The following is a 16,891-nucleotide window of genomic DNA, read 5'->3' as shown; positions in this document are numbered from 1 at the left end:
GCGACCACGGCGTGCGAGAGGATCCGTCCGACGTCGGCGCCGTCCAGGTGAGCGCCCCGCATCGACCCGAGGAGAACCGGTGCACGCACTGCTCATGCCGCTCGTCGTCATCCTGATGCTCGCGCTCAGCGCAGCAGGGGGCTGGGTCCTGACCACCGGCGTCCTGCACCTCGCGGGCAGGTCGTCGGACGCCGGTGCGGCCGAGACCCCAGCGGCCGCGGGCGCCCCGGGGCCGGCTGCCGCGGCGGTCTCCGACGGCCCCGACGGCGAGGTGGCGCGCGCGGTGCTGCGCGGCGGCACGTGGATCGGTCTGCTCGAACGGGTCGCGGTGACGGGGTGCCTGCTCGCGGGCGAGTCGAGCGGCATCGCGATCGTCGTGGCGGTCAAGGGCCTCGGCCGGTACCCCGAGCTGCGCGAGAACCCGGGGGCGTCCGAGCGGTTCGTGATCGGTACCCTGACGTCGATGCTCTGGGCCGCACTCGTCGGCCTCGCAGGCCGAGCCCTGCTCATGGTCTGACGTCATGACCTGACGTCCCGCCCGTTCCCCGCTGACGCCTGTACGATGGTCGGCGGTCTGGTCGCCCCCGCCGTCTCCGGCGCGCGAGGTGCCGACTCGCACATTCTCAACTCGACAGGAAGCAGCTCCCGTGGCTACCACCAACGACCTCAAGAACGGCACAGTGCTGAAGATCGACGGCCAGCTCTGGACCGTCGTGGAGTTCCAGCACGTGAAGCCCGGCAAGGGTGGCGCGTTCGTCCGTACCAAGCTCAAGAACGTGCTCTCGGGCAAGGTCGTCGACCGCACGTTCAACGCGGGCCTGAAGGTCGAGACGGCGAACGTCGACAAGCGCGACATGCAGTACCTGTACAAGGACGGCGCGGACTTCGTCTTCATGGACACCGACACGTTCGACCAGATGCCGGTCTCCGAGACCGTCGTCGGCGACGCGGCGAACTTCCTGCTCGAGAACCAGACCGTCATGGTCGCCACGAACGAGGGCGTGCCGCTGTACGTCGAGCTGCCCCCGTCGGTCGTGCTCGAGATCACGTACACCGAGCCGGGCCTGCAGGGCGACCGTTCGACGGGTGGCACCAAGCCTGCCACCGTCGAGACGGGCTACGAGATCCAGGTCCCGCTGTTCCTCGAGGCCGGCACGAGGGTCAAGGTGGACACCCGCGACGGCAGCTACCTCGGCCGCGTGAACGACTGACGTGGGAGCTCGCACCAAGGCACGCAAGCGCGCGCTCGACGTCCTGTTCGAGGCCGAGCAGCGCGGCATGAACCCTGTCACCCTGCTCGCGGAGCGGATCACCGAGCCCGGCACCGAGGCGGCCCTGCCGCAGTACTCGGTCGAGCTCGTGGAGGGTGTCGCTGCGCACCGCCGCCGCATCGACGAGCTGATCTCGACGCACGCCCACGGGTGGACCATCGAGCGCATGCCGGCCGTCGACCGGGCGCTGGTGCGGCTGGGGATCTGGGAGGTCCTCTTCAACGACGACGTGCCGGACGCGGTGGCTGTCGACGAGGCGGTCGAGCTCGCACGCGGGCTGTCGACCGACGAGTCGCCGACGTTCGTCAACGGCCTGCTGGGCCGGATCGTGGACCTGAAGCCCACGCTGCTGCTCTGACGACACGCACGAGAGCGCCCCACGACCGACACCGGTCGTGGGGCGCTCTTCGTGCGTGAGGAGGCCGACGGGCCGCGCTGGCCAACGGCCTGTGCAGGTGCTCAGCGTGCGGGCAGCACACCGTGCCGGCGGGGACGCGGCCCACGCACGGGCAGGTCGGGCGACGGCCGGCCGAGCAGGTTGCCCTGGACCCGGGTGACGCCGAGCCCGACGAGGGCGGTGAGCTGCGCGGCCGTCTCGACGCCCTCGGCGATGACCTCGAGGCGGTGCGCGTCCGCGAGCGCGAGGATCGCCCGCAGCACAGCCTCGCCGTGCGCGGTGCCGATCTCGCGGACGAAGGACTGGTCGATCTTGACGATGTCGACGGGCAGGGTCGCCAGGCGCGAGAGCGAGCTGTAGCCGGTGCCGAAGTCGTCGAGCGAGATGCGCACGCCGCGGTCGCGCAGGGCCTGCAGGGTGAGGGTCGCGGCGGCGTCGTCGGCGAGCAGGGCGCTCTCGGTGACCTCGATGGTCAGCCGGACCCATTCGCTGTCGCCCCAGGCCCGTTCGACGAGCTCGAGGAAGTGGGGGTCGGAGATCTGCCGGGCGGCGACGTTGACGGCGACGGGCAGCTGGAACCGGTCGAGCCCGTGGCGGGCGCTGGCGATGAGGGTCTCGCCGATGGGGACGATGAGGCCGGAGTCCTCGGCGAGGGGGAGCCACTCGGCGGGCTGGAGCATCTGTCCGCGGTGGGTCCACCGGGCGAGGGCCTCGAGCTCGACGACCTCGAGGGTGCGGGCGTCGACGATCGGCTGGAAGTGCGTGGTGAACTCGCGGTCGGCGATGCCGGCGTCGAGGGCCCGGCGGAGCCGCAGCTCGGACTGCACGCGGCGGCGCAGGGGGCGGTCGAAGACGAGCACGCCGCTGCGGGTGCGCTTGGCCTCGAGCATCGCGGTGTCGGCGTCGCGCAGGAGGTTCTCGGGGTCGATGGGCTCGCCGGGTTCCCAGGTGGCGATGCCGACGCTCAGCCGGGGTGCGCTGGCTGAGGTGCCGCCCCCGGTGAAGCCGTTGCGCAGCGCGCTGCCGAGCTCGACGAGGTCGCAGTCGGTGCCGGCGCGGGAGATGACGGCGACGAACTCGTCGCCGCCGACCCGTGCGACCCCTGACTCGGTCGGGACGACCGAGCGGAGGTGGTCGGCGACCTGGACGAGGAGCGCGTCGCCCCAGGAGTGGCCGTGGTGGTCGTTGGCCTGCTTGAAGCGGTCGACGTCGCAGTAGATGACGGCGACGCGGGTGCGTTCGACGTCGGCCTGGTCGAGCGCGGCGGTGAGGAGCTCGTCGAGGGCGTGCCGGTTGGGCAGCCCCGTCAGGGAGTCGGTGAAGGCGGCTCGGGCGAGCCGTTCCGCGAGCTCGGCGCGTTCGGCGTGGGCCGAGACGATCTGCGCGAGGTCGATGAGGAACCCGCGTTCGCGCAGGTCAAGAGGTCGGCCCGCGTCGGAGAAGAGCTCGGTGACGAAGCGTCCGCGGGAGAGCGTGCGCAGCGACCCTTCGATGGTGGGGTCGGCGAGGAGCGTGCGGCTCTCGTCCCGGGCCCTCAGCAGGAGCGACTCGGGGTCCTTGAGGAACCAGGCGGCGTTGGAGATGCGGGCGACGGCGTCGCGCATGAGGTTCTGACGCTGCGCCTCCCACTGCGCGTGGCGCAGCCGGGCGAGCCCGAGGGCCTCGAGCCCTACGCACAAGGGCAGGGCCCAGGTGATGGTGAGCGTCTCGCGCAGCGTGGGGTCGGCGACGAGCACCGAGGCGACGAGGGCGACCGTGGAGACGGCCGAGAGGGTGACGAGGACGGATCCGATCGTGGTCAGCGGCGCCTTGCCGACGGCCTTGACGACGTACACGCCCACGAGGACGACCGGGAGCAGGAAGGTCACGCTGTCGACGGCCCCGAGGGTGAGCCCGGGGGAGCCGGTCCCTCCGGCGAGCCCGACCCCGATCCACGCGGCGGCGCGCGCGGTGTAGAGCAGGGTCGCGACGACCACGTGCATGCGCACGGGCGGCCCCTGGGCGTAGGCGCGGGTCGCGGGCAGGGCGAGGACCACGGTCGCGGCGAGGAGCTGGGCGCGGACGAAGTGCAGGATCCCGGTGCTGCCCGCGGGCATCACCGCCAGGAGGCCGTTCGCGAGGAAGAGGAGCGCGAACATGGTCGACCAGATGAGCGTCCACGCCGCGCCGGCCTGGCGCAGCTGTCCGCGCCACCAGACCCAGTGCAGCACGCAGAACCCACCGACGAGTCCGGCAGCGCCGAACTGCACGAGCGCCGCCCACGTCGGCGCAGAGAACCCCATGCCGCTGGATCGGTCCGTGGGAGGACGGCATTGAGTCGGCAACCGGGTGACGGCACCACTCGACGGGGTGACGTCCGACGTCGGGCACCGACGACGGACGGACGTCGAGCGGTGTGCCCGCGGTGTGGGCTGGGTCACCGTGGCGTCCACTGCGTGGCGGAGTGCGGGAGCAGTGCCCGCACGGAGGTATCGTCGGCCCCTGACAGACATTCCTTTAAGGCCCGTCCAGTGAGGCGGGGAAGGAGGTCGCCAGATGAGCTCTGGCACCGGTGCGCCCTCTGACGGCGCACAGCACACCACCCCGGACGCGAACGTCGTCCTCGGCGCCCCCGAGATCGGGCGGGCGCTGACCCGCATCGCCCACGAGATCCTCGAGCGGAACAAGGGCGGCTCCGAGCTGGTCCTGCTGGGGATCCCGACGCGCGGCCTGCCCCTCGCGCACCGCCTGGCCCGCCGCATCGCCGAGGTCGAACCCGGGCTGTCGGTCGCGGACCTCGTCGGGAGCCTCGACGTGACGATGCACCGCGACGACCTGGCGCACCACCCGACCCGGGCGATCGGCCAGACGGACCTGCCCGCGGGCGGGATCGACGGACGTGTGGTCGTGCTCGTCGACGACGTGCTCTTCTCGGGCCGCACGATCCGCGCCGCGCTCGACGCGCTGAGCGACCTCGGGCGACCCAGTGCTGTGCAGCTCGCCGCGCTGGTCGACCGGGGCCACCGCGAGCTGCCGATCCGCGCCGACTACGTGGGCAAGAACCTGCCGACCTCGACGTCGGAACGCGTGCGGGTGCTGCTCACCGAGACGGACTGCCAGGACGCCGTGCTCATCTCGGGGGAGGTGGCCCGATGAAGCACCTGCTCTCGGCACAGGACCTCGACCGCGCGGCGGCCGTGCGGGTGCTCGACACCGCCGGGCAGATGGCGGCGACGCAGGCCCGCGAGATCAAGAAGCTGCCCACGCTGCGCGGCCGCACCGTGGTGAACCTCTTCTTCGAGGACTCGACGCGCACCCGCATCTCCTTCGAGACGGCGGCCAAGCGCCTGTCGGCCGACGTCATCAACTTCTCGGCGAAGGGCTCGAGCGTGTCCAAGGGCGAGTCGCTCAAGGACACCGCGCTCACGCTGCAGGCCATGGGCGCCGACGCCGTCGTGATCCGCCACCACGCCTCGGGGGCACCGCACACGCTCGCGCACTCGGGCTGGACCACGGGGGCGGTCGTCAACGCCGGTGACGGGACGCACCAGCACCCCACGCAGGCGCTGCTCGACGCGTTCACGCTGCGCCGTCACCTCGTGGGCGACGGCGGGCGGGCCGACGTCACGGGCCGCGACCTGGCGGGACTGAAGGTCGCGATCGTGGGCGACGTGCTGCACAGCCGCGTGGCCCGCTCGAACGTGCAGCTGCTGCACACCCTGGGTGCGCACGTCACGCTCGTGGCCCCGCCCACGCTGGTCCCGGTGGGGGTCGAGGCATGGCCCGCGCAGGTGTCGTACGACCTGGACGGCGTGCTCGCCGAGCTGCAGCCCGACGCGGTGATGATGCTGCGCGTGCAGCGCGAGCGGATGTCGACCGCGGGCGGCGGCTTCTTCCCGAGCCCGCTCGAGTACTCGCGCGGCTACGGCCTGGACGCCCGGCGGCTGCGGTCGCTCGCCGAGCACGCCATCGTCATGCACCCCGGTCCGATGAACCGCGGGCTCGAGATCTCGGCCGAGGCGGCGGACTCCGCACGGTCCGTGATCGTCGAGCAGGTGGCCAACGGTGTGGCGGTGCGCATGGCGGTCCTGTACATGCTCCTCGCGGGGGAGCCGACGACGAACGTGAAGGTGGACGCGGCGTGACGACGGAATATCTGCTGCGCTCGGTGGCGCCGCTGGGCGGCGAGCCGGTCGACGTGCTCCTCGCCGACGGCGTGGTCGCCGCGATCGGGCCCGACGCGGGCTCGCGTGCGGGCGCCGACGTGACCGAGATCGACGGCACCGGCCTCGTGCTGCTGCCGGGGCTCGTGGACCTGCACACGCACCTGCGCGAACCGGGCCGGGAGGACGCCGAGACGGTGCTCTCGGGCACCCGGGCGGCCGCGCTGGGCGGGTTCACGGCGGTGCACGCGATGGCGAACACGACCCCCACGCAGGACACGGCGGGCGTGGTCGAGCAGGTCTGGCGGCTGGGGCGCGACGCCGGGTGGGTCGACGTCCACCCGGTGGGTGCTGTCAGCGTGGGTCTCGAGGGCGAGCACCTCGCCGAGCTCGGGGCCATGGCCGGCTCGGCTGCCCGGGTCCGCGTCTTCTCGGACGACGGGAGGTGCGTGCACGACCCGGTGCTGATGCGCCGCGCGCTCGAGTACACGAAGGCGTTCGACGGCGTCGTCGCGCAGCACGCGCAGGAGCCGCGGCTCACGGCGGGCGCGCAGATGCACGAGGGCGTGGTCTCGGCGGAGATCGGGCTCGCGGGCTGGCCGGCCGTCGCGGAGGAGGCGATCGTCGCGCGGGACGTGCTGCTCGCCGAGCACGTCGGTGCGCGCCTGCACGTGTGCCACCTGTCGACGGCCGGCTCGGTCGAGATCATCCGCTGGGCCAAGTCGCGTGGCATCGCCGTGACCGCCGAGGTCACCCCGCACCACCTGTACCTGACCGACGAGCTCGTGCGCGGGTACGACCCGGTGTTCAAGGTCAACCCGCCGCTGCGCACGGCAGCCGACGTCGAGGCCGTCCGCGAGGGCCTGGCCGACGGCACGATCGACATCGTGGCCACCGACCACGCGCCCCACCCGCGCGAGGACAAGGACTGCGAGTGGGCCGCGGCGGCGTTCGGCATGACCGGTCTCGAGACCGCCCTCTCCGTGGTCCAGGAGACGATGGTCGACACCGGCCGGATGACCTGGGCGGACGTCGCCCGGGTGCTGTCCACGACCCCCGCCGAGATCGGACGGGTGGCCGACCAGGGCCGCCCGGTGGCCGTGGGGGAGCCCGCGAACCTCACGCTCGTGGACCCGTCGGCCCGCCGCACCGTGGTCCCCGAGGAGCAGGGCACGGCGAGCGTCAACTCCCCGTTCCGGGGCCGCGAGCTGCCGGGGGCCGTCGTCGCGACGTTCCTGCGTGGCCGCGCCACCGTGCTCGACGGGATCCCGCAGGACGATGCCGACGGCTCGCAGCGCGCGGCCGGACGGGCGCGCCTCGCATGACCGGGCGCGCGTTGATCACGACCGCCCTGCTGCTCGCGCTCGGCGCCCTCGCGCTGTGGGGGATGAGCCGGGGCTGGCACCGCCGCGGCGACCGCACCGCCACCGAGGTCCCCGACCTGGCACCGGTCCCCCCGGAGGGCACCGGACCCGGCACCCGGGGGGCGCCCACCACGCCTGCCATGGACGCGACGTACGTCTCCTCGACCCGCGCGGGCGACTGGCTCGACCGGGTCGTGGCGCACGACCTGGGCGTGCGCAGCGCCGTCGCGGTGCAGGTCTTCGAGCGCGGCGTGCTGCTCGCGCGGCGCGGCGCCCGCGACGTGTGGATCGGCGCCGAGGCCCTGCGCGGCGTGGGCACCACCTCCGGCATGGCCGGCAAGTACGTGGGCGGCGACGGGATCGTCGTCCTGACCTGGGCGCCCGAGGGCGACGAGCGCGGCCTCGACACGGGCGTGCGCGCACGGCGTGCCGCGGACCGCACCCGCCTTGTCGAGGCAGCCCGCACGTTGATCGACCCGGCGTCGTCCGCGACGCAGAAGGAGCAGTCATGACCGACGCAGTCCTGGTCCTCGAGGACGGGCGGACCTTCCGCGGCCGCGCCTACGGCGCCACCGGGTCCACCGTGGGCGAGATCGTCTTCAACACCGGCATGACCGGCTACCAGGAGACCCTGACCGACCCCAGCTACCACCGCCAGATCGTGGTGATGACGGCGCCGCACATCGGGAACACCGGCGTCAACGACGACGACCCCGAGTCGGGGCGCATCTGGGTCGCGGGCTACGTGGTGCGCGACCCCGCTCGCCGCGCGTCGAGCTGGCGCGCGAGCCGCACCCTCGACGACGAGCTCGTCACGCAAGGCGTCGTCGGCATCTCCGGGGTCGACACCCGCGCGCTGACCCGTCACCTGCGTGACCGCGGCGTCATGCGTGCCGGCATCTTCTCGGGCGACGCGCTGGTCGTCGACGGCGCCGTGCGCACCGACGACGCGCTCCTGGCCGAGGTGCTGGCCGCCCCCGCGATGCAGGGCGCCGACCTGGCCGGCGAGGTCACGACCACCGAGGCGTACGTCGTCGAGGCCCTCGCGCCCGACGGCTCACCGCTCGCCGAGCCGGTCGCCACGGTCGCGGCCCTCGACCTGGGGATCAAGGCCATGACGCCCCGGCGGATGGCCGAGCGCGGCATGCGCGTGCACGTGCTGCCCGCCACCTCGACCATCGAGGACGTGCTCGCGACCTCGCCCGACGGCGTGTTCTTCTCGAACGGCCCGGGCGACCCGGGAGCCGCGACCCACGAGGTCGAGCTGCTCCGCGAGGTCCTCGACCGCCGCATCCCGTTCTTCGGCATCTGCTACGGCAACCAGCTGCTCGGCCGGGCCCTCGGCTACGGCACGTACAAGCTGGGCTACGGCCACCGCGGCGTGAACCAGCCGGTCATGGACCGGCTCACCGGCAAGGTCGAGATCACCGCGCACAACCACGGCTTCGCGGTCGACGCCCCGCTCGACGGCGAGTCGACCGCCCCGCACGACGACGGCCGGTACGGCCGGGTCGTGGTCTCCCACGTCGACCTCAACGACGACGTGGTCGAAGGGCTCTCCGCCCTGGACCTGCCTGCCTTCTCCGTCCAGTACCACCCCGAGGCAGCCGCGGGCCCGCACGACGCCGCCTACCTCTTCGACCGTTTCCTCGAGCTCATGCGCACCTCGGGTGCGCAGAAGGGTGCCGACGCCTGATGCCCCGTCGCACAGACATCTCCAGCGTCCTCGTGATCGGCTCCGGGCCGATCGTCATCGGCCAGGCGTGCGAGTTCGACTACTCGGGCACGCAGGCCTGCCGCGTGCTGCGCGACGAGGGCATCCGCGTGGTGCTGGTCAACTCCAACCCCGCCACGATCATGACGGACCCCGAGTTCGCCGACGCCACGTACGTCGAACCCATCACGCGTGAGGTCCTGACCTCGATCATCGCCAAGGAGCGCCCCGACGCCATCCTCGCGACGCTCGGCGGCCAGACGGCCCTCAACGCGGCCATCGAGCTCGACGAGGCCGGTGTGCTCGAGGAGTACGGCGTCGAGCTGATCGGGGCGAGCATCGCCGCGATCCAGAAGGGCGAGGACCGCCAGCAGTTCAAGCACGTCGTCGAGAAGTGCGGCGGCGAGAGCGCACGCTCGGAGATCATCCACACGGTCGAGGAGGCCGTCGCCGCGGCCGACGTGCTGGGCTACCCGATGGTCGTGCGCCCCTCGTTCACGATGGGCGGGCTCGGATCGGGCATGGCCTACGACGAGGACGGCCTGCGCCGCATCGTCGGTCAGGGCCTGCACTACTCGCCGACCACCGAGGTGCTCCTCGAGGAGTCCATCCTCGGCTGGAAGGAGTTCGAGCTCGAGCTCATGCGCGACAAGGCCGACAACGTGGTCGTCGTGTGCTCGATCGAGAACGTCGACCCGGTGGGCGTGCACACGGGCGACTCCGTGACCGTGGCCCCGGCGCTCACGCTCACGGACCGCGAGTTCCAGCGCATGCGCGACATCGGCATCGCGATCATCCGCGAGGTCGGCGTCGACACGGGCGGCTGCAACGTCCAGTTCGCGATCGACCCCGAGACCGGGCGCATCATCGTCATCGAGATGAACCCGCGCGTGTCCCGTTCGTCGGCGCTCGCCTCGAAGGCCACGGGCTTCCCGATCGCGAAGATCGCGGCCCGCCTCGCGGTCGGCTACACGCTCGACGAGATCCCCAACGACATCACGGGCTCGACCCCGGCGTCGTTCGAGCCGACCCTCGACTACGTCGTGGTCAAGGTCCCGCGGTTCGCGTTCGAGAAGTTCCCTGCGGCGGACGACACGCTCACCACGACCATGAAGTCGGTCGGCGAGGCCATGGCCCTGGGCCGCAGCTACTCCGAGGCCCTCGGCAAGGCCATGCGGTCGCTCGACAAGAAGGGCTCGACGTTCCACTGGGACGGCGAGCCGCTCACCGGTGCCGGGCTCGACGCGCTGCTGGACACGGTCTCGCGTCCCACCGAGCACCGCATGGTCGACGTGCAGCAGGTGCTGCGCGCGGGCGTGAGCATCGAGGACGTCTACCAGCGCACCGGCATCGACCCCTGGTTCCTGGACCAGATCGTGCTCGTCAACGAGGTCGCGCAGGACACCGCGGACGCCCCCGCGCTGACCGCTGACGTGCTCGCGCACGCCAAGCGGCACGGGCTGTCCGACGTGCAGGTGGCGGCGCTGCGCGGCGCGACCGAGGACGAGGTGCGTCGCACCCGCCACGCGCTCGGCGTCCGCCCGGTGTACAAGACGGTCGACACGTGCGCGGCCGAGTTCGAGGCCCGCACGCCGTACCACTACTCGGCCTACGACGAGGAGACCGAGGTCGCCCCGCGCGAGCGGCCCGCCGTGCTCATCCTCGGGTCGGGCCCCAACCGCATCGGGCAGGGCATCGAGTTCGACTACTCGTGCGTGCACGCGGCGCTCGCCCTCAAGGGCGAGTACGAGACCGTCATGGTCAACTGCAACCCCGAGACGGTCTCGACCGACTACGACACCTCCGACCGGCTGTACTTCGAGCCCCTGACCTTCGAGGACGTCCTCGAGGTGTACGAGGCCGAGCTCGCCGCCGGACCGGTCGCGGGCATCATCGTGCAGCTCGGCGGGCAGACCCCGCTGTCGCTCGCGCAGCGGCTGGCCGACGCGGGCCTGCCGATCCTGGGCACCTCGCCCGAGGCGATCGACGCCGCCGAGGACCGCGGGGCCTTCGGTGCGGTGCTCGCCGCAGCGGGCCTCCCGGCCCCCGCCTTCGGCACGGCCACGACCCTCGAGGTCGCCCGCGAGACGGCCCGCGGCATCGGCTTCCCGGTGCTCGTGCGTCCCTCGTACGTGCTCGGCGGGCGAGGCATGGAGATCGTCTACGACGACGCCCAGCTCACCGAGTACGTCGAGCGCGCGCTCGAGGCCGCGGTGGACCACACGGGTCGCGCCGGCGCGCTGCCGCCGCTGCTCATCGACCGCTTCCTGGACGACGCGATCGAGATCGACGTCGACGCGCTCTACGACGGTCACGAGCTGTTCCTGGGCGGCGTCATGGAGCACATCGAGGAGGCCGGGATCCACTCGGGCGACTCGGCGTGCGTGCTGCCGCCCGTGACGCTCTCGACGTCGGAGCTCGAGCGCATCCGCCGCTCGACCGAGGCCATCGCCCAGGGCGTGGGGGTGCGCGGGCTGCTCAACATCCAGTTCGCGCTCGTCTCGGACGTGCTCTACGTGCTCGAGGCGAACCCGCGGGCCTCGCGCACCGTGCCGTTCGTCTCCAAGGCCACCGGCGTCTCGCTCGCGAAGGCCGCCGCCCTGCTCATGACGGGCCGGACGATCGCCGACCTGCGCGCGTCGGGGGTGCTGCCGCCCGTCGACGCGAGCGAGCTGGACCTGCAGGCGCCGATCGCGGTCAAGGAGGCCGTGCTGCCGTTCAAGCGCTTCCGGACGACCGCGGGCACCGTGGTCGACACCGTGCTCGGCCCCGAGATGCGCTCGACGGGCGAGGTCATGGGCTTCGACGTCGACTTCCCGACGGCGTTCGCCAAGTCGCAGGCCGCCGCGTTCGGCGGGCTGCCCATGTCCGGCACCGCGTTCATCTCGGTCGCCGACCGCGACAAGCGCTCGATCGTCTTCCCGGTCAAGCGGCTGGCCGAGCTCGGCTTCGAGATCCTCGCGACCGAGGGCACCGCCGCTGTGCTGCGCCGCAGCGGGATCGACTCGCGCGTGGTGCGCAAGTACTCCGCGGGTCGGGGCGCGGCGGGGGAGCCGACGATCGTCGACCTCATCACCGCCGGGCAGGTGGACATGGTGGTGAACACACCCTCGGGCCAGGGCGCCCGCGCGGACGGCTACGAGATCCGCGCGGCGACCATCGCGGCCGACAAGGCCATCGTGACGACGGTGCAGCAGCTCGGCGCCGCGGTGCAGGGCATCGAGGCCGCGATGGCCGGTCCGTTCAGCGTCACGAGCCTCCAGGAGCACGACGAGGCGGCACGGGTCCGCCGCGCGACGGCAGCAGCGGCACGCGCCGCCGCGAGCGAGGTGGCGTGAGCATGACCGGTCCCTTCGGCGACCGCCTCGCAGCGGCCATGGACGCGCACGGTCCGCTGTGCGTCGGCATCGACCCCCACCCGGGCCTGCTGGCCGCGTGGGGCCTGCCGGACGACGTGCACGGCCTGCGGGACTTCACCCGCACCGTGCTCGACGCGGTCGGCGGGCGGGTGGCGGCCCTCAAGCCGCAGTCGGCGCTGTTCGAGCGGCACGGCGCGGCAGGTGTCGCTGTGCTCGAGGAGGTCGTGGCCGCGGGTCGCGCGTCGGGCACGCTGGTGATCGTCGACGCCAAGCGCGGCGACATCGGCTCGACCATGGCGGCCTACGCCGACGCGTACCTGCGCGACGGGTCGCCGCTGGCCGGCGACGCCCTGACCGTCTCGCCGTTCCTGGGCTTCGGCTCGCTGGCGCCCGCGGTCGAGGCCGCGCTGGCCACCGGTCGTGGGCTCTTCGTGCTGGCTCTCACCTCGAACCCCGAGGGGGCGAGCGTGCAGCACGCGGTCGACACGCAGGGGGTCGCGGTCGCCGCGCGGATCGCCCGCGAGGCCCAGGCGGTCAACGAGCGCGAGCTCGCGGCGACCGGTGGCCGGCTGGGCTCTGTGGGCCTCGTCGTGGGGGCCACGACCAGGGACTCCGCCCACCGGCTCGGGGTCGACCTGGCCGCCGTCCAGGGGCCTCTGCTGGCCCCCGGGGTCGGGGCGCAGGGGGCGGGCGCGGCCGAGCTGGACGCGGTCTTCGGCGGTGCGCGGCGCGCGGTGCTGGCCTCGTCGTCGCGCGGCGTCCTCGCCGCGGGGCCCGATCCGGACGCCCTGCGGTCGGCCGCGCTGCGTGCCTCGGCCGACGCGGCCTCGGCCCTGCGTTGACGTTCGCGTTGCCGACCTGTGCGGATGCTCGCTAGGTTCGGGAGACGATCACGTCCCACTGACGAGAAGGTGACTCGCGTGGCTCTTCCTCCGCTGACTCCCGAACAACGCGCCGCGGCACTCGAGAAGGCCGCCGCTGCGCGGCAGGCTCGCGCCGAGGTCAAGAACCGGCTGAAGTACTCCCAGGGGACGCTGTCCGAGGTGATCGCCCAGGGGCAGCAGGACGACACCATCGGCAAGCTCAAGGTGGTCGCCCTCCTCGAGTCCCTGCCCGGTGTGGGCAAGGTCAAGGCCAGGGCGATCATGTCCGAGATCGGGATCTCCGAGACGCGCCGCGTGCGCGGGCTCGGTCCGCACCAGATCAAGGCGCTGGTCGAACGCTACGGGTGAGGTAGCGTCAGTGGTCCTCTGAACCACTTCCGCAGGAGCATCACACCCTCATGACGACGACGCCCGCCCGGCTCACCGTTCTCGCCGGACCGACCGCCGTCGGCAAGGGCACCGTGTCGGCCGACGTGCGGTCGCGGTACCCCGGGCTCTGGCTCTCGGTGTCCGCGACGACGCGCGCACCGCGACCCGGAGAGGTCGAGGGCGTTCACTACCACTTCGTCTCTCCCGCCGAGTTCGACGGCATGGTCGAGCGCGGCGAGATGCTCGAGTGGGCCGTGGTCCACGGCCGCAACCGTTACGGCACCCCCCGTCGCCCGGTCGAGGACCACCTGGCGGCGGGGGAGCCCGTGCTCCTCGAGCTCGACCTGCAGGGCGCCCGTCAGGTCCGGGCGTCGATGCCCGAGGCACGGTTCATCTTCCTGGCCCCGCCGTCGTGGGACGAGCTCGTGCGTCGTCTCGTGGGCCGGGGCACCGAGGACGCCGAGGAGCGTGAGCGTCGGCTCGCGACCGCGCGCGTCGAGCTCGCCGCCGAGCCGGAGTTCGACCACGTCATCGTCAACGACGACGTGCGACGGGCCACCGACGAGCTGGTCCGTCTGATGGGACTCCCGACCGGGTAGAATGCTCGGAGCCCAACCCTTCAACGTGCGGAGTTTCACCGTGTCCGGAACCGTCGCCGCCCCCGTCGGCATCACCGACCCGCCCATCGACCAGCTCCTCGAGCGCGCCGACTCCAAGTACGCGCTCGTCGTCTACGCCGCCAAGCGCGCGCGTCAGATCAACGCGTACTACTCGCAGCTCAACGAGGGCCTCCTGGAGTACGTGGGCCCGCTCGTCGAGACGCGCCCGCAGGAGAAGCCGCTCTCGATCGCGATGCGCGAGATCGACGGCGGCCTGCTCACCGTCGAGTCGACCGAGGGCTGACGCCCTCGCCGCCGGGCGGGTGCGTCAGCCGGAGATCCCCATGCGCATCGTGCTCGGCGTCTCGGGCGGCATCGCCGCCTACAAGGCCGCGCTGCTCCTGCGGCTGCTGACCGAGGCCGGTCATGACGTACGCGTCATCCCCACGCGCGCCTCGCTCGAGTTCGTGGGACAGGCCACGTGGGAGGCGCTCTCGGGCCACCCGGTCGCAACCGAGGTGTTCGAGGACGTCCCTCACGTCCCTCACGTCACCCTCGGCAAGTCCGCCGACCTCGTGATCGTGGCCCCGGCGACCGCCGACCTGCTCGCGCGGGCCGCCACGGGCCGCGCGGACGACCTGCTCACCGCGACGCTGCTCACGGCCCGCTGCCCGGTGCTGCTCGCCCCCGCGATGCACACCGAGATGTGGGAGCACCCGGCGACCGTCGCGAACGTGCGCACCTTGCGCGATCGAGGCACGCACGTGCTCGACCCGGCCTCGGGGCGCCTGACCGGTGCCGACACCGGTCCCGGGCGCCTGCCCGAGCCCGAGGTCATCGCCGCCGCGGCCCTGGCTCTCGTCGGGCACCCCGACGACGCGCCGACCTCGGGCGACCTGGCCGGACGTCACGTCGTCGTCTCGGCCGGGGGGACCCGCGAGCCGCTCGACCCGGTGCGCTTCCTCGGCAACCGCTCCTCGGGGCGCCAGGGCTACGCGCTGGCCCGCACGGCCCGCGAGCGCGGTGCGCGGGTCACGCTCGTCGCGGCCAACGTGGACCTTGCCGACCCGGAGGGTGTGGACGTCGTGCGGGTCGAGACCACGGCCCAGCTGCGCGACGCTGTGCGTGCCGCGGCCAAGGACGCGGACGTGGTGGTCATGGCCGCCGCGGTGGCCGACTTCCGGCCCGCGACCCACGCGTCGAGCAAGATCAAGAAGCAGCCCGGCGGCGGCGCCCCGGTGATCGAGCTCGTGCAGAACCCGGACGTGCTGGCGGAGCTCGCCGCGGACCGGCTGCGCGCCGGTCAGGTCGTCGTGGGGTTCGCCGCGGAGACGGGGGACGAGAACGGCAGCGTGCTCGAGCACGGTCGCGCGAAGGCGCTGCGCAAGGGTGCGGACCTGCTGGTGGTCAACGCGGTGGGCCCCGACAGGGGGTTCGGCACGCCCGACAACGACGTCACGGTGCTCGACGGCACGGGTGAGGTCGTGGCCGCCGCGGCGGGAAGCAAGGATGCTGTGTCTCACACCGTCTGGGATGCGGTACTCGCACGTCTGTGACCCCGTCGCGCACTACGCTGGTGCGCATGACCGCGCCTGACATGCGACTGTTCACCTCCGAGTCCGTCACCGAAGGTCACCCCGACAAGATCTGTGACCAGATCTCGGACGCCATCCTCGACGCGATCCTCGAGCAGGACCCCGCGGCGCGTGTCGCGGTCGAGACCATGGTCACCACCGGACTGGTGCACGTCGCGGGTGAGGTGACGACGAGCGCCTACGTCGAGATCCCCCAGGTCGTGCGCCAGGTGGTGCGCGGCATCGGGTACACCTCCTCGCACATCGGCTTCGACGGCGACTCGTGCGGGGTGTCCGTCTCGATCGGGCAGCAGTCGCCCGACATCGCGCAGGGCGTCGACAAGGCCCTCGAGGCGCGTCAGGACGACGCGGACCACGACCCGCTGGACCTGCAGGGCGCGGGCGACCAGGGCCTGATGTTCGGGTACGCGAGCAACGACACCCCGAGCCTGCTGCCGCTGCCGATCTGGCTCGCGCACCGGCTCGCGGAGCGCCTGGCCCAGGTCCGCAAGGAGGACGTGGTCCCGGGGCTGCGCCCGGACGGCAAGACGCAGGTCACGATCGGCTACGAGGGCGACCGCGCTGTGCGGCTCGACACCCTGGTGCTGTCGACCCAGCACGACCCGGACCTGCACCTCGAGTCGGTGCTCGCCCCGGCGATCGCCGAGCACGTGGTGGCCCCGGTGCTGGCCGAGCTCGACATCGACCTGGACGTGCGCGACCACCGGCTGCTCGTCAACCCGACGGGCACGTTCGTGGTGGGCGGTCCGCAGGGTGACGCGGGCCTGACGGGACGCAAGATCATCGTCGACACCTACGGCGGGATGGCCCGTCACGGCGGTGGCGCGTTCTCGGGCAAGGACCCCTCGAAGGTCGACCGTTCGGCCGCGTACGCGCTGCGGTGGGTCGCGAAGAACGTCGTCGCGGCGGGGCTCGCGACCCGGTGCGAGGTGCAGGTCGCGTACGCGATCGGCAAGGCGCAGCCGGTGGGTCTGTACGTCGAGACGTTCGGCACCGAGACGGTCCCGCTCGCGCGCATCACCCGGGCGATCCGGGAGGTCTTCGACCTGCGCCCCGCGGCGATCATCCGGGACCTCGACCTGCTGCGCCCGATCTACCAGCGCACCGCCGCCTACGGGCACTTCGGGCGCGAGCTGCCCGAGTTCACGTGGGAGCGCACGGACCGCGTCGCCGACCTGCAGTCCGCGGTCGGCTGAG

At 72.7% G+C, this 16,891-nt stretch carries 16 protein-coding genes; 15 read left to right on the top strand and 1 reads right to left on the bottom strand.

Annotated elements, in window-relative coordinates; genetic code table 11:
- Positions 1 to 79: 79 nt before the first annotated feature.
- The 3 genes from ACGIF2_RS01280 (at position 80) to nusB (ending at position 1,629) form a co-directional block, all read left to right on the top strand.
- On the top strand, positions 80 to 517 hold the full coding sequence (locus tag ACGIF2_RS01280) for a hypothetical protein (RefSeq protein ID WP_396042652.1): 438 nt from the start codon (positions 80 to 82) through the stop codon (positions 515 to 517).
- A 130-nt stretch (positions 518 to 647) separates the two neighbouring features.
- Entirely contained in the window at positions 648 to 1,211 is a 564-nt protein-coding gene (gene efp / locus ACGIF2_RS01275) for an elongation factor P (protein ID WP_396042650.1), read from the top strand.
- 1 nt (position 1,212) lies between these two features.
- The gene (nusB, locus tag ACGIF2_RS01270) at positions 1,213 to 1,629 is read left to right on the top strand and encodes a transcription antitermination factor NusB (RefSeq protein ID WP_396042648.1); all 417 of its coding nucleotides are present in this window, start codon (positions 1,213 to 1,215) and stop codon (positions 1,627 to 1,629) included.
- Positions 1,630 to 1,730: 101 nt separating this feature from the next.
- Here the strand turns inward: nusB and ACGIF2_RS01265 are convergent, their stop codons facing one another.
- A complete protein-coding gene (locus ACGIF2_RS01265) occupies positions 1,731 to 3,950 on the bottom strand; it encodes a putative bifunctional diguanylate cyclase/phosphodiesterase (RefSeq protein WP_396042646.1) in 2,220 nt (739 codons plus the stop codon).
- Between the two features lie 253 nt (positions 3,951 to 4,203).
- On the opposite strand from ACGIF2_RS01265, the gene pyrR reads away from it, so the two are divergent.
- The 12 genes from pyrR to metK all read left to right on the top strand — a co-directional run bounded on the left by pyrR (position 4,204) and on the right by metK (position 16,890).
- Entirely contained in the window at positions 4,204 to 4,803 is a 600-nt protein-coding gene (pyrR, locus tag ACGIF2_RS01260; RefSeq protein WP_396042644.1) for a bifunctional pyr operon transcriptional regulator/uracil phosphoribosyltransferase PyrR, read from the top strand.
- Entirely contained in the window at positions 4,800 to 5,792 is a 993-nt protein-coding gene (locus ACGIF2_RS01255; protein ID WP_396042642.1) for an aspartate carbamoyltransferase catalytic subunit, read from the top strand. Before pyrR ends, ACGIF2_RS01255 begins: the two co-directional genes overlap by 4 nt.
- Complete coding sequence (locus ACGIF2_RS01250; protein WP_396042640.1) at positions 5,789 to 7,135, top strand: dihydroorotase; 1,347 nt, start codon at positions 5,789 to 5,791, stop codon at positions 7,133 to 7,135. Before ACGIF2_RS01255 ends, ACGIF2_RS01250 begins: the two co-directional genes overlap by 4 nt.
- Before the next feature lie 11 nt (positions 7,136 to 7,146).
- On the top strand, positions 7,147 to 7,686 hold the full coding sequence (locus tag ACGIF2_RS01245) for a hypothetical protein (protein WP_396042638.1): 540 nt from the start codon (positions 7,147 to 7,149) through the stop codon (positions 7,684 to 7,686).
- Positions 7,683 to 8,870: a glutamine-hydrolyzing carbamoyl-phosphate synthase small subunit gene (gene carA, locus ACGIF2_RS01240; protein ID WP_396042636.1), complete on the top strand. Its 1,188-nt coding sequence runs from the start codon at positions 7,683 to 7,685 to the stop codon at positions 8,868 to 8,870. The genes ACGIF2_RS01245 and carA overlap by 4 nt, the downstream gene beginning before the upstream one ends.
- On the top strand, positions 8,870 to 12,226 hold the full coding sequence (carB, locus tag ACGIF2_RS01235; RefSeq protein WP_396042634.1) for a carbamoyl-phosphate synthase large subunit: 3,357 nt from the start codon (positions 8,870 to 8,872) through the stop codon (positions 12,224 to 12,226). Before carA ends, carB begins: the two co-directional genes overlap by 1 nt.
- Before the next feature lie 2 nt (positions 12,227 to 12,228).
- The gene (gene pyrF / locus ACGIF2_RS01230; RefSeq protein ID WP_396042632.1) at positions 12,229 to 13,089 is read left to right on the top strand and encodes an orotidine-5'-phosphate decarboxylase; all 861 of its coding nucleotides are present in this window, start codon (positions 12,229 to 12,231) and stop codon (positions 13,087 to 13,089) included.
- 78 nt (positions 13,090 to 13,167) lie between these two features.
- Positions 13,168 to 13,479: an integration host factor, actinobacterial type gene (mihF, locus tag ACGIF2_RS01225; RefSeq protein ID WP_396042630.1), complete on the top strand. Its 312-nt coding sequence runs from the start codon at positions 13,168 to 13,170 to the stop codon at positions 13,477 to 13,479.
- A gap of 50 nt (positions 13,480 to 13,529) precedes the next feature.
- A complete protein-coding gene (gmk, locus tag ACGIF2_RS01220) occupies positions 13,530 to 14,099 on the top strand; it encodes a guanylate kinase (RefSeq protein WP_396042628.1) in 570 nt (189 codons plus the stop codon).
- 40 nt (positions 14,100 to 14,139) lie between these two features.
- Positions 14,140 to 14,403, top strand: coding sequence for a DNA-directed RNA polymerase subunit omega (gene rpoZ, locus ACGIF2_RS01215; RefSeq protein WP_396042626.1), 264 nt, complete (start codon positions 14,140 to 14,142; stop codon positions 14,401 to 14,403).
- Between the two features lie 40 nt (positions 14,404 to 14,443).
- The gene (gene coaBC / locus ACGIF2_RS01210) at positions 14,444 to 15,655 is read left to right on the top strand and encodes a bifunctional phosphopantothenoylcysteine decarboxylase/phosphopantothenate--cysteine ligase CoaBC (RefSeq protein ID WP_396042624.1); all 1,212 of its coding nucleotides are present in this window, start codon (positions 14,444 to 14,446) and stop codon (positions 15,653 to 15,655) included.
- Positions 15,656 to 15,681: 26 nt separating this feature from the next.
- Entirely contained in the window at positions 15,682 to 16,890 is a 1,209-nt protein-coding gene (gene metK / locus ACGIF2_RS01205; RefSeq protein ID WP_396042622.1) for a methionine adenosyltransferase, read from the top strand.
- Position 16,891: the final 1 nt, after the last annotated feature.

The organism is Cellulomonas sp. P22 (genome assembly GCF_044392165.1).
Note: the sequence above shows the minus strand (reverse complement) of the source record. Positions and strands in the feature narration are given on the sequence as shown.